This is a genomic window from Suttonella ornithocola (assembly GCF_001889065.1).
In the GTDB taxonomy this organism is placed as follows: Bacteria; Pseudomonadota; Gammaproteobacteria; order Cardiobacteriales; family Cardiobacteriaceae; genus Suttonella_A; species Suttonella_A ornithocola.
Map to the genome: position 1 here is coordinate 19366 of NZ_LWHB01000054.1, position 18848 is coordinate 38213.

At 42.7% G+C, this 18848-nt stretch carries 22 protein-coding genes; 1 reads left to right on the forward strand and 21 read right to left on the reverse strand.

Annotated elements, in window-relative coordinates:
- Positions 1 to 140: 140 nt before the first annotated feature.
- A complete protein-coding gene (gene dusA, locus A5N85_RS04525) occupies positions 141 to 1124 on the reverse strand; it encodes a tRNA dihydrouridine(20/20a) synthase DusA (protein WP_072576161.1) in 984 nt (327 codons plus the stop codon).
- Between the two features lie 138 nt (positions 1125 to 1262).
- Between dusA and A5N85_RS04530 the strand changes: the two genes are divergently transcribed.
- Positions 1263 to 2396, forward strand: coding sequence for a site-specific integrase (locus A5N85_RS04530; protein ID WP_072576162.1), 1134 nt, complete (start codon positions 1263 to 1265; stop codon positions 2394 to 2396).
- Positions 2397 to 2548: 152 nt separating this feature from the next.
- On the opposite strand, the gene A5N85_RS04535 is transcribed toward A5N85_RS04530, so the two are convergent.
- The 20 genes from A5N85_RS04535 to A5N85_RS04630 all read right to left on the reverse strand — a co-directional run bounded on the left by A5N85_RS04535 (position 2549) and on the right by A5N85_RS04630 (position 18847).
- Positions 2549 to 3613: a tail fiber domain-containing protein gene (locus A5N85_RS04535; RefSeq protein ID WP_072576163.1), complete on the reverse strand. Its 1065-nt coding sequence runs from the start codon at positions 3611 to 3613 to the stop codon at positions 2549 to 2551.
- Between the two features lie 18 nt (positions 3614 to 3631).
- On the reverse strand, positions 3632 to 4354 hold the full coding sequence (locus tag A5N85_RS04540) for a hypothetical protein (RefSeq protein ID WP_072576164.1): 723 nt from the start codon (positions 4352 to 4354) through the stop codon (positions 3632 to 3634).
- On the reverse strand, positions 4351 to 4626 hold the full coding sequence (locus A5N85_RS04545; protein ID WP_072576165.1) for a hypothetical protein: 276 nt from the start codon (positions 4624 to 4626) through the stop codon (positions 4351 to 4353). Before A5N85_RS04545 ends, A5N85_RS04540 begins: the two co-directional genes overlap by 4 nt.
- Entirely contained in the window at positions 4626 to 7712 is a 3087-nt protein-coding gene (locus A5N85_RS04550) for a TipJ family phage tail tip protein (protein WP_072576166.1), read from the reverse strand. Before A5N85_RS04550 ends, A5N85_RS04545 begins: the two co-directional genes overlap by 1 nt.
- Positions 7712 to 8401, reverse strand: a complete 690-nt coding sequence (locus A5N85_RS04555) for a tail assembly protein (RefSeq protein WP_072576167.1) — start codon at positions 8399 to 8401, stop codon at positions 7712 to 7714. The genes A5N85_RS04550 and A5N85_RS04555 overlap by 1 nt, the downstream gene beginning before the upstream one ends.
- Positions 8389 to 9081 (reverse strand): NlpC/P60 family protein, encoded by a 693-nt coding sequence (locus A5N85_RS04560; protein ID WP_072576168.1) that lies wholly within the window; start codon positions 9079 to 9081, stop codon positions 8389 to 8391. The genes A5N85_RS04555 and A5N85_RS04560 overlap by 13 nt, the downstream gene beginning before the upstream one ends.
- 13 nt (positions 9082 to 9094) lie before the next feature.
- Complete coding sequence (locus A5N85_RS04565; RefSeq protein ID WP_072576169.1) at positions 9095 to 9697, reverse strand: phage minor tail protein L; 603 nt, start codon at positions 9695 to 9697, stop codon at positions 9095 to 9097.
- Positions 9694 to 10029: a phage tail protein gene (locus tag A5N85_RS04570; RefSeq protein WP_072576170.1), complete on the reverse strand. Its 336-nt coding sequence runs from the start codon at positions 10027 to 10029 to the stop codon at positions 9694 to 9696. The genes A5N85_RS04565 and A5N85_RS04570 overlap by 4 nt, the downstream gene beginning before the upstream one ends.
- Positions 10029 to 12581: a phage tail tape measure C-terminal domain-containing protein gene (locus A5N85_RS04575; protein WP_072576171.1), complete on the reverse strand. Its 2553-nt coding sequence runs from the start codon at positions 12579 to 12581 to the stop codon at positions 10029 to 10031. The genes A5N85_RS04570 and A5N85_RS04575 overlap by 1 nt, the downstream gene beginning before the upstream one ends.
- A 53-nt stretch (positions 12582 to 12634) precedes the next feature.
- Complete coding sequence (locus tag A5N85_RS04580) at positions 12635 to 13471, reverse strand: KilA-N domain-containing protein (RefSeq protein WP_072576172.1); 837 nt, start codon at positions 13469 to 13471, stop codon at positions 12635 to 12637.
- 282 nt (positions 13472 to 13753) lie between these two features.
- Positions 13754 to 14269: a hypothetical protein gene (locus A5N85_RS04585; RefSeq protein ID WP_072576173.1), complete on the reverse strand. Its 516-nt coding sequence runs from the start codon at positions 14267 to 14269 to the stop codon at positions 13754 to 13756.
- A gap of 50 nt (positions 14270 to 14319) precedes the next feature.
- Positions 14320 to 14715 carry a hypothetical protein gene (locus tag A5N85_RS04590; protein WP_072576174.1) on the reverse strand — a complete coding sequence of 132 codons (396 nt, stop codon included), beginning with the start codon at positions 14713 to 14715 and terminating at the stop codon, positions 14320 to 14322.
- A 277-nt stretch (positions 14716 to 14992) separates the two neighbouring features.
- Positions 14993 to 15484 carry a thermonuclease family protein gene (locus tag A5N85_RS04595; RefSeq protein WP_072576175.1) on the reverse strand — a complete coding sequence of 164 codons (492 nt, stop codon included), beginning with the start codon at positions 15482 to 15484 and terminating at the stop codon, positions 14993 to 14995.
- 380 nt (positions 15485 to 15864) lie between these two features.
- Positions 15865 to 16134, reverse strand: a complete 270-nt coding sequence (locus A5N85_RS17570) for a phage tail assembly protein T (RefSeq protein WP_072576176.1) — start codon at positions 16132 to 16134, stop codon at positions 15865 to 15867.
- Entirely contained in the window at positions 16119 to 16493 is a 375-nt protein-coding gene (locus A5N85_RS04605) for a phage tail assembly chaperone family protein, TAC (protein ID WP_072576177.1), read from the reverse strand. The genes A5N85_RS17570 and A5N85_RS04605 overlap by 16 nt, the downstream gene beginning before the upstream one ends.
- Before the next feature lie 13 nt (positions 16494 to 16506).
- Positions 16507 to 17109, reverse strand: a complete 603-nt coding sequence (locus tag A5N85_RS04610) for a Rha family transcriptional regulator (protein WP_072576178.1) — start codon at positions 17107 to 17109, stop codon at positions 16507 to 16509.
- 92 nt (positions 17110 to 17201) lie between these two features.
- Positions 17202 to 17681 (reverse strand): phage tail tube protein, encoded by a 480-nt coding sequence (locus A5N85_RS04615; RefSeq protein ID WP_072576179.1) that lies wholly within the window; start codon positions 17679 to 17681, stop codon positions 17202 to 17204.
- A 2-nt stretch (positions 17682 to 17683) separates the two neighbouring features.
- Positions 17684 to 18055: a DUF3168 domain-containing protein gene (locus A5N85_RS04620; protein ID WP_072576180.1), complete on the reverse strand. Its 372-nt coding sequence runs from the start codon at positions 18053 to 18055 to the stop codon at positions 17684 to 17686.
- Entirely contained in the window at positions 18052 to 18522 is a 471-nt protein-coding gene (locus A5N85_RS04625; protein WP_072576181.1) for an HK97-gp10 family putative phage morphogenesis protein, read from the reverse strand. The genes A5N85_RS04620 and A5N85_RS04625 overlap by 4 nt, the downstream gene beginning before the upstream one ends.
- The gene (locus A5N85_RS04630; RefSeq protein ID WP_072576182.1) at positions 18515 to 18847 is read right to left on the reverse strand and encodes a phage head closure protein; all 333 of its coding nucleotides are present in this window, start codon (positions 18845 to 18847) and stop codon (positions 18515 to 18517) included. The genes A5N85_RS04625 and A5N85_RS04630 overlap by 8 nt, the downstream gene beginning before the upstream one ends.
- Position 18848 lies beyond the last annotated feature (1 nt).

Sequence of the window (18848 nt, forward strand, 5' to 3'; positions counted from 1 at the left end):
TATATAGTATATGCAACAAAAAGAAAGCACACTATATAGTGTTTTTAATCATATCGAAAGTGTAAAAACCTAAGCGACTAATTTTAAAATTATCATTTTTTTTGCTATAAATTTGTCATAAATAAGAATAATTCTCAAATCTATAAAATAACTCTAGCAACCGCTTTTTGCCAAATCTCTATTCCCGCCTCTGGTAAACGCGCTTCTTCGCTTAATATTCGTCGGAACTGCTTTGCCCCTTTTTGACCAGCAAACATTCCTAATAAATGACGTACATAATCGCTTAATCGCTCCCCTCGTTCTAAAGCTTGGCTTATCTCCTGTGTTAAAACAGGAATAAGCTGTTCTTCAGTCAAAGATTTAGTATTAAAAAGTGATTCAGCAGATAATAAAATGGCAGGATTTTTATAAGCGGCACGCCCAAGCATCACGCCATCAACATAATGCAAATGCTTTTCACACGCTTCGATTGTTTCAATCCCACCATTAATAACAATCGTCGCCTCCGGAAAACGCTGTTTTAACTCATAAACCAATTCATAATTTAGTGGCGGAACATCTCGATTCGCTTTTGGACTTAACCCTTGCAACCATGCCTTTCGTGCATGCACAATAAAAACCCGACAAGAACTGCCTTGTAACAAGCAATCCACAAAATCAAAAATCTGCCGTTCATCTTGTTCATCAATCCCTAAACGATGCTTAACCGTAACAGGAACATCACTTTCTCTCTGCATTGCGGATAAACACTTAGCGACCAATGGCGCATCTGCCATTAAACACGCGCCAATTTGATTATTTTGCACACGATCGCTAGGACAACCGACATTTAAATTAATCTCCTGATATGCAAACGCCTGTGCCATTGCAGTTGCCTTTGCCAACTCCTCTGGCTTACCACCGCCTAATTGCAATGCACAAGGTTCATCAACAAAATGCCGTAAATGACGCATTTTATCGCCATAAATAATTGCACCTGTCGTTACCATTTCTGTATACAAACGTGCATGTGGCGAAAAAAGGCGATGCAACCGCCGACATTCTGGCGTAGTCCAATCCAGCATCGGCGCTACACAAAATCTATGCGATATTGATTTATTTGAATTTATTTCTATCTCATTCATTTTTATTTGCTTTTATCTAATTTCTTTCTGCTATATTTGTCAATATTAGGCAGTTTTATTGCGTGTTTCTGCAGTTTTATTGCACAATATTTGCACCATTTTTCTAGGTGCATTTGCACCATAAGCTTGGAGGAAAGTATGAGTATTGTTACGCGCAAAGATAAGAAAGGAAATATACGATATCGAGTGCAAATTCGCAAAAACATTTCTGGCTTTCCTAAATTTTCTGAGAGTAAGACCTTTTCTTCCAAAGCTACTGCAATCGCTTGGGAGCGTAAACGCCTGCTTGAAATCGAGGAAAACCCAGAGATTATGCTTGGCGTGCGTAAAAGTTCGTTATCGCTTGGCGCAGCAATTGAACGATTTTTAGAGGAAAACGGCAAGAATTACGCTCGCTCAGTTAATTTTGGCTTGCGCTCAATTGCACGTATGCCAATTGCAGATATACCTATTTCATCACTCTCTAGGTCATTAATATCTGAGTTTGCTAGACAACGTAGAGCGGGTGATATTGATGGATTTGAGCATCCTGTTGCAGCCTCTACAGTAAAAGCAGATTTGTCGCTAATCAGGATGGTTTTAACGGCGGCTGATTTATCATGGAATATAGATGTTGATTTAGCCGAGTTTGACCGTGCGCTCAATGGATTGTCTAAAACTCGTATGATTGAAGCATCAGGTGTGCGCGACGTGCTCCCGTCTTATGAAGATTTTGAGCATCTGATGGCGTTTTTTGCCCATCAATGGAAGTATGGTCGTTCGCTAATCCCGATGCATCTGATCGTTTGGTTAGCCGTATACTCTACCCGAAGACGTGGCGAACTCGTACGATTGCGTTTATCGGATTTTAATCGCTCTGCCCAATCGTGGTTGGTTCGCGATGTAAAATCGCCGCACGGTGCAAAAGGAAATAATAAAGTAGCTCATATTACTAATTCTGCCTTGCAGATTATTGATCTATTGCTTGAGTCAAAAGTTCGTGAGCGTATGCTAATTGCTGGCGGTGATGAGTCTTTACTTTTACCAGTGAATGCAGCAAGCATTGGTACAAATTTCAGCCGAGCAATACAATCATTCAAAGGAAATTTTTGTTTTCATTCATTGCGACATGAGGGAATTACGCGGCTAGCAGAAGACGGTTATTCTATCCCTCAAATTCAACGCGTCTCTTTACATTCTTCTTGGTCGTCCTTACAACGTTATGATAACGCAGTAAAACGAGAGGGAAAACGTGCAGAATGGACCGATTTCGCTCATTTATTTGATAGATAATTTTGCTACTATCGCTCTATTACAGAAATCTCTAAAAATCCCTGCTTTGATAACTCTTGCACGCCATCTAAAAATGCGATAAGCGCTTGGTCGGGTATGGGAACATGGCGAGGATTTAGAATATCGTTGTACCCGCTGACGTCTGGACAGACTTAGCCGTCTAACGCGTTTATTTTTTCTTCAAGCGTTTTTATTTTTTCCGCTTGCTGCTCAACAATAATCAGTAGCTCTTTTATAGCTTGCGTATTAAGCGCACTCATGCCGCCGTAGTTGATAGCAAGCGCGTCTGTAATTTTTTCGCCATTTTTATCGGTCGCTTCGCCGACATCAAACACAACTTCTGGTAATTGCGCTTTGACTTCTTGCGCGCTATACCCTGCGCCTTTCTGTCCATCCATGGTATAAGTAATCGGTTGAATGACAGCAATCTTATCTAATGCGTTATCAATAGGCGTTATGTTGTCTTTGCGTCGTATATCAGAACCATTGAGCCAAGAGCCAGGAGCTGTTGCGTTGCCCGCGGAATTAAATTTCCAAATTTTTGTCGGTACATCAAAGCCATTCAGCGCGATTAATGCCGCGTGTTCGTGTCCAATCCACTCTTCGGCAAAAAACCACGCCTCCATGCCTCCCTTATCTGTTTTTGAAATTAATGCAGGCGCACGACTATAATTATCGCTGCTGGCATGAATACCCGGTCCAGTTAAAACTATCCCCCTATGCCAACTATCTACAATCCCACAATTAACTGTAACATTTCCTGAAAAAACTGAATTTTTCTGCTTTGCAAAGTAGCTATCTAATAATCCGCCGTACGCTCTCGCCCAAATTGCTCCGTTCTCGTCGATTGTCGCACTCCATTGCCGTCTGTCGTCAGATATGTTACCTTCGGGCGTTGTCATAAAGTGTATTTTACTACTACCGTTCTCATTACTAGTGCAGTGTATACTTCCGATGTTTGCATGCTCATTTAAAAAATCAATGTAGCGTCCAGAATCTACAGCACTACTTGAGTTTTGTATTTGTAGTCCGTGCGAAAATCCGCCTGGGACATTGCCCGTTATTCTAATAACACCGGTGAAAACATCTCCGCTTTTGTTTGCTTTTTCTTCGCTGAGTTTGTTTATGTTTTGATTTGTTTTATCAAACCCTGTTCTAACCGTGTCACCATCCGCCCCGGCAGGAGCTGTACCTAGATTAATTTGCTGTATACTCATAATTTCTCCTTCAATAAATCAATAAAACGTAAAATTTTGACGCCCCTGATAATCAAGGTCGTGTACATCAATAACAAATAGTCCGACAGGGCTGTTATCGCCTAACCACGGAGGTGTTGCGCTAGCGTTAATGTTGAGATAGCCGAATTCTTTATCCCGACCTGTTACGTGTTTATCAATAATTTTCATCAGTCGCACACCAAAGCCGCCTTTTAATGACTGCACAACTGTGCGCCAGATTAATAGACGCTTTGCGCCGATGTCATAGTGTGCTAAAAATGCGCTACCTTGAAGCATATACGCGATTTTTCTCCCTCCCCCGCCGAACCAGTTTTGCTGTTGGTCGCGCGCGATTGGCGCGGTAAGCACTCTCGCGACAGGTTTTATCGGTTGGTCGCTACTTTGATAGACTAACCGTCCATTTTTTCCCCATATCTTCACGCCGTACCTGTCATTTGATGGCACAACACGCGTTGAAAATACGAATATCTCAGCTTGTCCTAAGCAATAAGCGCGATAGCTACCATTGCCACGGTCTACAACATAATGTGGCGCAGTAAGATTGTTAGCCTCAGCACTGCGGTAAAACAGCACTGGTCGGCTGGGGCAATTAAAATCTAAATAAGTAATATTCCCGCTGTATCTCTGCGTTATGCCCGCACCTTGAAAATTTAATGCGCTGTACCCTTCGTCAAAAGCGTATTGTAAGGCAGGGTTGTTAATACTTAGCCCATAGCTCATACAATCCCCCAAAAGATTTCGACATTTTCGCCCGGGCCTTTTTCAACGACGATACTTTTATCTCTGAGATAACACAGGTTTGACGGCATATTGTGTTCGTAAATCGGCTGGGCATCTGACACAAAGGCAGTTACGCCAAACCACACCCATGCGGGTTCTGCGTTGCCAATAGAGATAGCATTGTCTTTAGATGAACCAACAAAACACGCTATATTTTCACCCGCTGAAAATAATTTCTTTCCGTTTTCGCTATAAATTTCAAATCCAAACATTAGAGTTTTCCTATTTTTACCCGTAACACGCCGTTATCATCTCTAACTTCGATACTTTCGTTAGTGATAGTAAGCCCACTGCGACCGGATGAGGTGATTGAGACATGACCGTCATTTTCTACCCTAAAGCGTCCCCTGCCACCTCCAATATCAAGCTGCCCTCCTGATATGTTAGGAGCGCTAAGGGTTTGATTGGCTTTTATGTGTTGCCCAAGGATAGTGCCGTCTGCGATTAAATCGCCGTTAATCGCGGTTTTACCATTAACAATGGCAAACATGGGTTTTTTATCCCCACTCCACAGCATGAGTTTGTCAGCTTGCAGTAAGATTTCTGACGAGGCGGTTTTTCCGTCCACTCCAACGGTAATTCCGCCAATCACTGGCTTGCCCTCGCCATCAGTAGCAATAGCAGCGAGTGTATAGAGCGCACTAGTGCCTTTTTTTAAGTCGACAACGGTTTTTGACGTTTGCTGTATTGCTGCTTTGGCGTCGTTCACTTGCGATAAGACGAGGTCTGTTTTTTCCGCCTGCGCTAAATCGCCTGCCTGAATTGCGCTAGACAATGACCAGACGCCAGCAAAAACCGTGTTATCCCCCGCGTAGTTTATTGCATCACCTGCCATTGGTGGCGTTACGACAGCTTCTATATTATTCAGCTGGTCCACCAAATCTTGATGTAAGACGCTTTGGGTGATTTGTCCGTTGATTTGCTCAAGTATCGGCGCTGGGTCTTGGCTCGGCTGCCCTTTTATCTCACCCGACCAATTACCAATATTGCCTTTTTTATCCACCATCCGCGCCCAAAAATAATAACTCTCCTCAATGCGCAAATTACTCATTGTGTATTGGCTAGCTGGGTAGGGTAGGCGCGCTAAACGACTAGCAGCGGAGATATCGTTGCTTGTGTGCGACCAAATTTCTATCCACGCGTCATTGATGATATTCTCTGGCACACTCCAGTTGAGTTCGATGGCAAAAACTTTAGGAATGGCTCTTAAATTAGTGATGTCATAGCTTAATTGCCACACGCGTTCAATCGGGTCGCTAATTCCGCCAAAAGTGTCTATGGCGCGGATTTCAGCGCGATAATCACCAAGCGGTAAGTCATAAAGAGCCAGTAGCGGTGTATCAGTGTAATGTGTCTGATAGAGTTCGCTATTGCGATAGATTTTAATCTCATAGCGCAAATCTGTATTACCGATTACGTCCCACTTTAACAGCAGCTTATCGCCGCTAGTGTTAATTTGCGGAGCATAAACTTGAGGTTTGCTATGTCTAGTAATAACAGGTGCTTGTACCCGCGTCGCGCCTTTATCCGTTACTGCTTCTTTTTGCGCGTCATGGCTAACGGCGCTAATCGTATAGCTGCCGTCGTCGTTTTCTTTGATGCCAATCGCTCTAAATAATCTTGCTTCCACCTCGCCAGTAATAATAACGGGCGTGTTTTTTGGAATATTTGCTGGGGCATCAACGGTAATAACAGCTTGTTTAACCGCACTAATTTTCCGCGTTTGCTCTCTGCCTTGTGCGTCGAGATAACGCAATGTTTTAGCGCTCTTATCAATCGCGCGGTCTAGCGTGATTTGATTGCCGCTTGCTTTAACGATACGCGCGGCGATTTGCGCACCCGCGTAATCATTATCGGCAACTCTGATAATGTCATACGGCAGATGTTTAATGCCCTCACGCCCAACGCTAAAACTCACGCTCTCGCGCTCTCTGATTGCCGTTTCAACTACCCATCTTGCCACCCGTTGTGCTTGCCCACGGCTGGTGCAGCCAAACGCGGTTAGTGTTTTGACGTTATAGCCAAAGCGCTCTATTGACGCATCGTCTTGATATTGCACGCTATCAGATAGATAGCTGTTATCTTTATCGGAGAACTTTACAATACACGCCGTGATAATGTCTTTATAACTGGTGCCTGAATATTCAAACAGCCCATCAATCACATTATTATTGCCGTAGTGTGCGACGGGGTCTCTCGCGCGGTCTTGCGTGGCAACAAACTGTAAGCCATCGTAAAACGCGATGCCCCTAAAACAGCTCGCTAAATCAGATAACACATCATACGCATCACGCGGCGAGGTAATATAACAGTTGCAAGTAAAACGCGGCTCTTGTTTGCCGTTGCCATCATCGACTAGCTCATCACAATATTGGGCAATCGCATACAGCGCCCATTTATCGACTTGTATGTCTTTGCGGTATCGCCCTAAGCCGTATCTGTCATTAACGACTAAGTCGCGGTAAATCCAAGCAGGATTATCTGTCCACGCGCGCTTAAAGCGTCCATTCCAAATGCCGCTATATTCACGCGTTTGCGGGTTGTAGTTTTCGGGAATTTCAACCACCGTCCAATGGCTACGATAAGTGCGGCGAGGAACGTTACCGCCAAATTGTGCGCTGTCAATTTTTAATCCAACAACCACGCTATGTGGATAATTAAGTTTAGCATCAATACTCTCAACATAACTCGTCCAAAAACTTTTATTCCGCAAATTGCTTTCTTTGGCATCTGGTGTGTGGCGCACAACGGATAAAGTAAACGGTGTTGGCGGTAAATCTTCTAAAATTACATCGCGATGATAAGTGCTGTTTGTTCGCCCAACAATCCGCACGCTTTGGCTTTTAGTGATGTTTTTTTCTTGATTAACCGCCCTCACTTCCATATCTACTGCAGTTTCTTCGGTATCGCCGTTGTCTCTAATACTCTCAAGCGCCTGGAAACCTATCGTCACCCGAATGCGGTCCACGTTTGGGTCAATAACTTGGCGCACGATAGGATTACTGTATTTAACTTCTGCGCCAACATTGATCACCGTATCGGATGTTTCAAAACCGGGTAAGTACTCTTGGTCTGCCGTGCCGGGTAAAACATGAATTTCAACGCCTTCAAAGTTATAACTGCCGTCCGCATTTTGTAACGGCGTACCATTTAGATAGATGTCTTTTCCGCTCATCGGGTGCGTTAAATCTTTCACCCCCTCGCAAATTACATCGACAAGCTTTAGACGCTGTGCTGACTCTAACGAGATTTTAGCAATGTGCGGGCTTCTCGCCCCTTTATTTCCACCACCACCCATTATTTCACCTCCACTAATTTGTAGTTCTGCGCGCGTATGTCGTCGGTATCCGCTGGCTGTTTGCCGTTATGCGGGACTGGCGTAAAGTATTCGCGGCGGTAGTTGATTGTGCCGACAGGTTTATCCGCTTCTGCTGCTAAGTCATAGCTCTCTATTGATTGCGAAACGACGACACTACCGACTTCTAAATAGCCATAAGCGACAGGCACATGCGCGCCTTGCGGGCTGATATTGTCAAGATTGGTAAATGAGGTTGAACGACTGGCATTATCACTTTGACTTTGTTGAAACGATGGCGGTTTCATGAGCAGTTGCATCACGCCTCCAGCAATCATTGCAATCCCTGCCGAAACTAGCGGGGTTAAGCCAAATTCAGAGCCTAGCACACCAACAACGACTAACACTACACCTAAAATAATCTGCCCCCACCTGCCACCGCCAGCAAACTCTGGCACAAGATGAATGACACTATCGCTGTTGATACTGGCGTGTAGCTGTGTTTCGACTTTGTCTGGCTCAATATCTTGCTCATCAATACGCATAAAAAAAGCGCCGTTGGTCAGCGCTTGTTGAAAGCCTTTTAATTGACAACACAGCGCTCGAATGCCCTCTGCCGCGCTATCAATCGCTAAATCAAATTGCTCGCCGTATTGCGCGGCTAATGAGCCATAGAGTTTTATCGTTGCCATGTGTAAGCCTCCAAATCATTTTTAATCGCTTCTACTTTTTCTGCGCTCATCTCTGGATGTCGCCAGATGCTCTCTACATATCGCATCCAACCGCTACCGACAGGCTCAATACGTGAGAGTTGCCCCGCTGGATGATGTAAGACTTGATCATCACCAAGATACACGCCTACGTGATTAGCATGCCCGCCAACATTTGAGAGCATAATGTCTCCTGGCTGTAAATCACTCACAACAAAAAAGCTGCCAGTTGGCAGCTCATTTTTAAATCTTTCCGCTTTGCTGTCTGATTCTATATCTGTTCGCTGTCGCTCAGGCAAATCTATCCCCGCTAACATATAAGCATCTCTTAGCAGCGCGTAACAATCAGCTTTTCCATAGACAAACTCACGCCCTCTTAATAATGGGCAACAGCGATAAACATAGCATTCCCCGCCAGCAATCAAATGATACGGCAGTCCCGTTAAGACTTGTTGCTGGCGGTCAGCTGTTGAGAGATAGCGATAACCGTCGGGATGACTGTGAACAATCGCCGTCGCATCTGCCCGCCAGTCTTTTTTAGCAATTCTGAAATTGTTTTTCTTATCTTTGGCTGTGTTCTTAGCAGGGTAATATTTATCACCGACCATTATTCCGCAAATTTCCTCGTTAGGATATTGGGCAGCATGTTCGATTGGGGTCATAAGTTCTCCTTTTTTATCCGCCACGTTTGTTCACCGACGGGAAACCCATGTAAGGCAGGACCGCGGTATGTCCGTATTTCTCGCGTAGCTCTGCAAGCGTGGGGCGAACGTTAGCTAGTATCGGGCGCGCGGGTATCACCGCGTTATCCATTTCAGCAGGGCTCGCTAGCTCAAAAGTGGCGGCTTTACTGTTAAGCGAGACCATTCTGTTAATCAGCCACTTATCTACTACTTCTGCAAGTGGGTCAGCATCATCATTGCCGTTGATAAAATTATCAGCGTCTAAATGTTTGGCAAGGACGCGTTTGCGGATGACTTGGCAACCGATAATTCCGTCATGTTCGTTTATCGCACCTGTTACCCAGCCCAATAAATTAGAGATGGCAATAGTCGGGCGCCCTGCTGGTCCATCGCCGCTGATTTCAAATCCTTGTGCTTGGATGGGGTAAGGGTGATATTCTCGCCCTTTCCACTTCATAGATTGACCTTTTTCGTTTACCTCTGGGCAAAAATAAGTTATACCTCCGCCAACTTTTGTTAGGTCTATCTCATATAAGGCAATAAGCGCAGTTTGCTCAGGTGCAACATACGCTTGAGCGTCTCTAATGTCTTTCATGCGCGCACCTCTCTCGCTGTCCAACTAAGGCGGTAATAGCCACCGCCGACCGCTTCTTTTCTCAACTCGCCGTTATCTAACACAAATTTTCCCTCGTCTTCATCGCAAGGCGTCCAAAGATAAGGCATGGCGATATGCGACAATAAAAAAGCCTCAATCGCTTTGGCTTCTGAGGCTTTGCAAGTCCTTGAGCATTCCCACTTTCTTAGCGGGGGAGCGATGCCTTTTGGTATCCGCTGCTCGTATCCATCACCAAAACTTAACACATTGACCGGGCGACTAATCGCATTAGCTGCGCCTGATAAGTCAACTTTCCAGCTAAATTTATCCATTATTTACCTGCCTTTTGTTTAATGGCGATATCTAGCGCTCCGCCTGGGCGTAAATTTTCTGCCAATCGTTTGTCAAAATGACTGTCCATTAGCTGCTTGTATTGTGCTGGCGCGTCGCTCTCTGTTTTACTGCTGCCGTCGGCTTGGTTAACAATTAAGGTATGGTTGATAGTGATGTTTTGCCCTCCTACCGCTCCTGCTGCGGCAATGCCTAGCTTCCCGTCGCGCCCCCGTCTAAGCGGCATAATCGCCTCAGGTCCTGCCTCGCCCAATACACCTAGCCCTTGCGCGGTTTTAAAAGCGGTTGGGCTATCAAAAACCCCGCCGCTTGCGAAAAACTGCACGCCATTTTTAAAAGCCCCGCCGTTTGCGTAGGCAAAGTTCAATCCGCCCCCGCCAAAATTAAATGAGCCTGCTCCCCAAGCGCTAGCATTGATACCCCCGCCACCACCTGCGCCACCACCGATAAAACCAATGGTTTTCATCAATAGCTGTGTCATCGCAAGTTTTGCCATTAACTTTGCAATATCACCCAATAACGATACGGCAAAATCTCTAAAATTAGCTTTACCTGTGGTAACGAGGCTGGTTAGCGCGTTACCCACACCCTCGATACCATTAACCGTTAAGGATTGCATGGTATCGTGTAGACTTTCGGCGTCTTTAGTAAAGTTACTAAATCCTGCACTAATCCCTGCTAACCAATCGTTAGAGTCTGGCAACGCCTCTTGTGCTTTTTGCTGTATCGCATCATAACGCGCGATGATTTGTACCGTTTCCGCTTTAAGTAGTTCAATGTTTTCCCTACTCATACCAATAGATTTTTCTTTGGCTTGCGCTTCTAAATCCCTGATAAAACGTAATCGCTCAATTTCTTTTGCCGTTTTGCCAGTTAAGCTAATTTCAAACTCCATATCATCAAGACGCTTTTTAGCATCATGCGCGTAATGACTAATAGCGAGTTTTTGGCTGATAGTATCAAGTTGCGCAGCTTGTCGTTTAAGCGCATTAGCTTGTTGCTCGCTAATTCCTTTATATCTATCAGCATTAAAAATCATATCTCGCTGTAAATCAGAGAGTTTTGTGTAGCTACTCACTAAACCGTCATTAACTCTCATGCTCTCAAACTGTTCAGTAAGTTTTGCTGCCTCGCTTTGCATTTGTTGCATCATACGCGCAAAGTTTTCTATGCTTGATTGTGCGCTAGATTTCCCACCGCCTGATTTTTTGCTACCTTTACCACCTTTGCCGCCTTTACTTGCTGGGTCATCAATCGATGGCATTTGTGGTGGTTTACGTTGAGGCTTTTCAGATTTAACAATACCGGTGTTTCCACCTTGTAACGCATTAGTTATTTTTTTAAACGTTTCTTCTGTTTCCGAACGCATTTCCTTTCTTGTTTCTATAGCTGCTTTAACGGCATTTTCATATCGCTTATTGCTTTCTGCTATCGCTTTTGCGTTAAATGCATCTATATTGCCTAATGCTTCTCGCGCGGCGCGAGCTTCTGCATTTATTTGTTTCCGCATTTCTTCGGTGTATTTCCCCGCTTCCTTAGCAGCTTTTATTCTTGCCTTTCGGTTATCATCTATTGCTTTCCATTGTTCCGAAAAATCTGCCTTGCCTTTCGCAACTATCTCATTTTGCTCTTTGTTTTTATCTAACCATAGACTTGCTCTTGTCATGGCATGACCAATTTCTATTCCTAAAATTTTAAAGGCAGCTGTAACTTCAGCAGCTATTTTTGCTAAACTTACTAGAACTTCCCCTAGTGCTGCTCCAGCATTTTTTGCCGTATCTGAACCGTCTTTTGTATCTAAAAAAGCATCACTCAACGCATTTAAAGAGGGCAATAATCCTTGCATTAACTGCATCTTTGTTCCCTCAGCTTGACGCTTAAACATATCCATACGGTCGTTAAATTCTTCTACCGCTTTCCCTGTTTCTGTATCAACTGTTAATCCTAGTTTGCGCGCTTGCTCGTCCATTTCGCGCAAACCTTCAGAACCGCCATTCAAAATAGGGATAATACTTGCCCCTGCTTTCCCGAATAGCTGGACAGCTAATGCGGTTTTACTCGCTCCGTCTGATGTTGCGGCAAACTTATCCGCTACTTGCGCTAATAATTCTCTTGAATTGATTAAATTGCCGCTACTATCTCTTACTTTTATCCCTAATGCTTCAAACGCCTTATTTCCTTTTGCGGCTTGGTCGGCTAGTTTTATTAGAGATTTTTCCATTTCTTCTGTGCTAGAACCGCCCATTTCAAACGCCATCTGCAAGCCCGCAATTGATTCTGTCGCAACGCCTACACGAGAGGCTATTTTGCTCATTTCATCGGCTTTTTGCAGTGCATCCTCAACGCCATTTTTTATCCAATAGCCAACCGCTGTGCCTACCCCTGCCATTGCCGCTGCGGCAAGTTTGGCATTTCTTTGGACTTTTTTACGCCAATCATCTGTCGCTCTTTCTGCCCTGCTCATTCCATCGGTAAAATTACCCGTACGAGCAATTAAGTCTAGCGTTAAACGCCCTAAACTTGTTGTTGCCATAATTTTCCCTTTTTTAGGTAATAAAAAACCCCGCGTTTGCGGGGTTCTAAAATCTATCTCAAACTTGCTCGTTCTCGTCCTAATCGTCTGCCTTCTGTCATAATTTCAGAAGAGAAACATAACTTAAATTGTGCTTCACATAAGCCATCATAAATAGCGCCATTGTATTGTTGAATAAGGTCTATGATTTCTTTAGCATCAACTAATAACTCATCGAGTTTTCTAAAATAGGCTTTTTGTCGGTGGTGCATTTCACCGCCAACTGTCATTAAAGAAATAGCAGCTATTCTCTGCTTATCTTTGTAGGCTTCATCTTGATATGAATTAGATTTTGGTAAAAGCTCTCCCTCGAGTGCTAGTCTATGAACATATTCCACTGCTTCTGATAGCTGCTCTCTTGGTATGTCTTCAATATGCTCAACGTTAAATCTTTGATGAACGAGATTATAAGCTTCATTGTGCAATAACCCGCGCTTAGTAGTAAGCATCGTTACTGCTGCTCTTAGTCCTGCTCTTTCGTCAGGGGTGGTTGGACTGCTATATTCTCGGTTACCGTATAAAATCGTTTCTATTTGCTCATCGCACCAAACGGCGAATTTTGCACTTAACCAACGGGCAAAATCAACAGCAACTTTAGGATGTAGCCAAGTGCCTTGTAATGTTGATTTACCGCCTTTTTTGACGATAACTAACTGTTTCTTATCCGATATGGGATTTCCCGTTTCGCTCAATCTTTCCACTAAAGCTGAGAGATATTCCTGCGTGCGTTCTAAGCGTAAATAATCGCCTACTTGTTTGTTCAAGCTTTTTGCAATTTCAGTGGCATTAAGATAACCATCGTTTTGGAAAGACACCGATATGCCTTGAAAAAAAGAAGAAATGATGTTCATAGTGAACTCCTATTGATTACATTTTCAGATGTAGCCCAAATTGGGCGTCAGGAGGCTGAAAAACCGTCAATAGTCGGCTGGGTTTATTCCCTGCGAACAGGTATTGTATTCACCGCCCTCCCAACATAGAGAAATCTTTGTGTGCAAACACGGAATAGACACAAAAAAACCGCAATAACTATCGGGTGCGGATACCGCTATTGAATAAGGTTTTCAGACCTTGTGCCTAATATATAAAAAAGCCGCTGCAATTGCAACGGCTACAAAATAATTGTAAGTCTATTAAAGTTGGGAAGAATCCAGCTTTTCTGCATCACGTTCAGCAGTGCGTTGCTTAGACGCCTTTTCGCGTTTATTGTCAGTGTAATAGATGATAAACATTGATTCATCATTTGAAAAATCATATCTACATTCAAGCCGAATTTCCTTATTATTTTTAGTTAAAATATATTTTGTATCATCTGTAAAAACAGTAGGTGCTTGCATTTTTTCGTTGTATTTTTTTTCTATTGCAACGCGATAACTTTCGGCAACTTCATCACATTTATCTTCTGTGTATGAAGAGAGCCCAACTAGAGACATGATTTCGTTAGTATCTGGTGCAAATCCTATCATTAGTATCTCAAGCCCTTTAGGCGGTTTATCTAAATTAAGATAAGCGATACTTCCTTTATCTTGTTTAACCTTACCAGTATTCAAATCCACCTTATCACCAAATTTATAACCAAATGCCCCTTCAATTTCAGCAGCATAAGTGAATGATGATAAAGCTGAGATAAGTAATAGTAGTTTTTTCATTAGTCCCCTTTGCTAGGCGCTTTATAAAACTAAGTAATTAGTAATAAATATTACTTATGTTTATCTGTCCATTTTTGAGCAACAGTAATAACAACAGCATAATTAACTCCGTATTCTGCAAGATTTGTGATGAACTTTGTTTCCTTACTATTTGGATTATTTAACAATGCTTGCTTTTGTTTATCTGTTAGGCTTTGAGCCGCCATCCATGCTTCTTTTTCCCATGATTCCCATGCCTTATTCAACGGCTTTGCACAAGTAAGCAACTTATTTACGGCTTCTTTATTTGAAGAATTAGCATCTAAAATATCTGCTATTTTTTTACAGTTTTTTGCTTCTTTGACCAAAACCTCTAACTCTTTGCCATGCTTTTTCACTATATCTTTAAAAGTTTCTGCATGAACAAGACTCACACATAATAATAATGCTAAAGCTAACTTCTTCATTTCATATTCTCCTACATTAAAAACTAGCAATATCGCAGATTTTTAATCTAAGAACAATACCAATTTAATTATTCCTTTACTTCCGCCCTATTTAATTTTGAACAGATTTAAGTTAGGCAATACGACCTGAGTAACGTAATAGTAAAATACCAAACCTATGGCAAAAATTGCCACCCAAAATATGATTGTGAGAAACCAATTAGTAATTTCTGTTTCTTCACATTTAAAGCATTTATAGTAATAAAACTTCAATTTGTTCCCGCAGTTTGGGCATCTTCTATAATTGATGAACATTTTCCCTAGACTTCCCTTTCAATTTCCGCCACTCCCACGGCGGGATGGCTTGATATTCGCTAGTATGCCACAGTCCACGCTTTGCTTCTTTCGCTTCTTTTTCAAGTGCGTAATATGCGCTACCTTTGTAATATTTACGGTAAACCCAAGCGCCACCTAAACGCACCATTTCTGCGTTAATATCTAACTTTCCAAGGTAAAGTGTGCAAAGATGACGTTTGTAGCGGTCTTTCTTCTCGCAAACTGCTTTTATTTGCTTACTTTTGATTAGTTTCGCGAGCATTTGAGTAGATTTACCCCCGAAAGGTTGCTTTCTTTCAGGGGCATCTATACCGTTTAAGCGTATTTTATACTGCTCATTATTAGACAATAGCGTAACCGTATCGCCATCGATAATTCTAATGACTTTGCCTGTAATTTGATAAGCAGAAGCCAAGTTTGATAATAGAAGCAATAGCAAAAGAGTTCTTTTCATCTTTTCGTTTTTCTAAAGTCATTTATTGCGTTAATAATATTCGGTAATCGCCATAAAAAAACTATCGTTATGAGCGACAACCAAAATAGCAACTGATTATTCATAAGGGGTTACCTAAATTTATATCATAAAAATTTAGCAAGAGCAGTAATAAAAGCAGCACCGCCAAACAACATTATTGCTAAATAAATTGCTCCTATCACTAATGTAAATCTTTTATTGTCTATTTGCTCGTTTTTCATAATAAACTCCAAGAATTTTATGATAAAATTATCCAAGTGATTACTCCTTTATCAGTAATTACCATTCCGCTGGGTGTGTCACCACCGCAACGGACTTTTTTCAAACCGTCTGTAATGGCGGTTTTTCTTATTTATTATTTATTTGTTTAGCCCTATCACATCCAAAAATTCCACTCGCGGGCGCTCGAAGCTTGGAGAAAAGTCGTATATATCAACGTCAGCGCCGTTTGTCGCTGCAACAACAGCAGTAAGCTGTGCAAGCATCCATTCCTGCCTGTTCGCAGCGTTTAAGCTGCCGTATTTTGCGCGATATCTGCGCCAAATCATGTATTCATTGGCGCTTAGATTTTGACAAACTTCCGCGATGGTATTGCCACCGATGCCGTTGAGCGCTAGTTCGCAGTAGATTTCTTCTTCTTCGGTAAGTTCTTTGGGTCGTTAATCTCTGCGATAGCAGCGAGTAATGCTAGGATTAAGTCTTGTTTGAATTTTAAAACGTCGTCAGCGCTAAATAACGGCTCGCCTTTTTCGTCTGTTACGGCTTGCGCTATGGTGCGCGCGAGTTGTTTATCTGCTTGTAATTCCGCTTCTTCACCTTTCGCTTGTGTTGAGTAAATCGCCATTAAAGAGCGGGCTTGCGCAATCCCTAGTTGTTTAACATAGATATCTGCGGTTACTTCTTCACCTGATACCCCGTCAATAAATCTAATTTCTTTTTTTACTGGTGCGCCAGTTAGTAATGCGTCTGATAATTTAAGTAATGCCATTGTTTCGTCCTTTTTAATTAAGATAGATAGATGAAAATAAGTCTGGTTGTAGCTCTCGTTTTAATCGCTCAATTTCAGGTTGGTAAAGTCTTTTTTCTGTTTTGCGACGATTCAATGCTTTTCCTGCAAGAGTTCCCATAACTGAAGATACTTTTTCAGCTAACACAGCTTTGTGTAATTGTTCAATCAAGCTATATTGATTATCAGTAAGCAGTTTACGCATCGCATTGAAAACTTTTATATATTGCAATTTAATCTTAAATGCTTCTTCGCCACTATATCCCATTACTAACATAATAAATCCATCAAATGTCATAATATAATGCGATGTTTGTGCGGTTTCAGTTTCTTTTTCCTCTCCATCTTTATCAACATAAGTTATTGTTTTATTTAAAAGCTCAAAATTGAGCCGTGCAAATTCACTATCTCTACCAATTAGTTCTCTAATATCTCTTAATACATTTTTATGTTCTTTCTTGAATACCTTAGCCACAATCCTACTGTCTGTTTTTAAATCGTCTCCTTGACTAAATACCCATTCTGTTACACTTGGTGTTTTCATTAACTCTGCCATTTTTCCACCTACTTTTAATTGCGTTTTTGGTTTATAATTCATCTAGTTTCATTCCTTATCTGCTCTAAGGTTTGGAATAAAAAACCCCCGAATGCTCCAAACATTCGGGGGTTTTGCATATTTCGATTAAGTGATTAGGCTTTATGCGTTACTGAGTAACCGCTTGTCATTGTTACGCTTACCTGTGGCTGCACTACTGCATTAACACTGTAAGATAACGGCACTTTAGAGATGTAGCCTGTAAAATCTACCCAGGTGCGGCTAGTTTCTTCTCCCCAGCCACTGCTTGAATGCGTTGCCTGCGCATCACCGTCAGATTGTCCAATGCGGAATTTTAACTCGCGCTTATCTTTGCGTGCTGCTAACAGCATCTTGTGCGTTTCATCGCTAAAATCCATATTGATGGTAAAGGTGCTCTCACTAGAACCCAATAATCCATCCACCTCTTGTATTTTTTCACGTTCACAAAGGGTTGTTACGTCGATTTTTGTCGGGTCACCTTCATTAACATCTAATTGTGTAACACACAGCTTATAAACTTTAGTGTCATTTGTTGGGTCAACGATAAACACTTCCGTTCCATTACTTAATAGTACTTTTTTCTTTGTCGCCATTTTTAAGCTCCTGATTGGATAAAATCACAGTCAAACGACACGCGATGAATTTTGGTGTCGGGTTCGTGGGCTTCCAAAGCCCAGTTAGTAATCGTTACGCGGTTATCTTTTTGCAGCGCATCGCGGACTGCCATCGCCACAATTCGTGCGGGTATTGACTTAGTGTCATAAACATCTATCTGCACGGTATAGTGGTCGCCAGCTGGACCATCTTTTAATTCATTCAGCGGTTGTCCGCTGACAATCTGCCAAACCACATACGGTAACGCCCCATTTTGCGGGGCGCTGTGAAAGGGATAAAATCTTGTTGGGTTCTCGCCAAGTAGTCGTTTGCATTCGCTACTTGCGGTAATAATTGGGAAAATCGATATCATGTCGGCGCTCCGTATTTTTTAATTTCACGCTCAATGGCTTTTGACAATTCGCTGGCATAGGCTCCCGTTATTTGGTCAGCGTCCATTGCAGGTCGAATAAAAGGACGAGCTGGCATTTTGGATGTACCAAACTCTAAAAAACGCCAGTAATAAGTATCCCCGCCTTTCCCCCCGCCACCTTTGCCTTTTTGTGCGCCGCCTGTAACGCCCACGCGTGCGTAAATGTTTCCGTTACGAGTAAAGTGTTTGCTGTTTACTTTGGTCGCGATGTTAGCCGAAATGTTTTCAGGTGTTCGAGGGTCGTCAATTCTTGCAGCGTTTTGTTTGACTTTCTTCCGCGTTTCTTTCATCGCGTTTCGGCTAGCGGCGGTATAAATCCGTCTTGCTCTTTTTTCGTCTGTAAACGCTTCGAGCTTCTCACGCAAAGCCTCCAAGCCGTGCAACCGCATTTCTACGCCATCAGCCATTGTTTACCCCCTCTGAGACTGATAGATTGAGGTATTCAACGCCGCTTTTATTGTCCGCTAAGACGCCATGTATGTTGTAATGTTTACCGCGGTAAACAATCCGACAAGTAGCATCAATATCATCACGGTAGCGCATCAGTATCCGCGCGGTTATTTCACTTTGCCCTGCTGCGGCGCTGATAAACTCACGCACAGATAATGGGGCAATTTGCGCCCAAACAGTCGTTATTTCTGCCCAATCATCGGTCATTACGCCTGTTAGTGGATCTTGACGCTTTATTGGGCGCTCAATGCTAACGCGATGGCGAAGTTTGCCGGTTTCCATG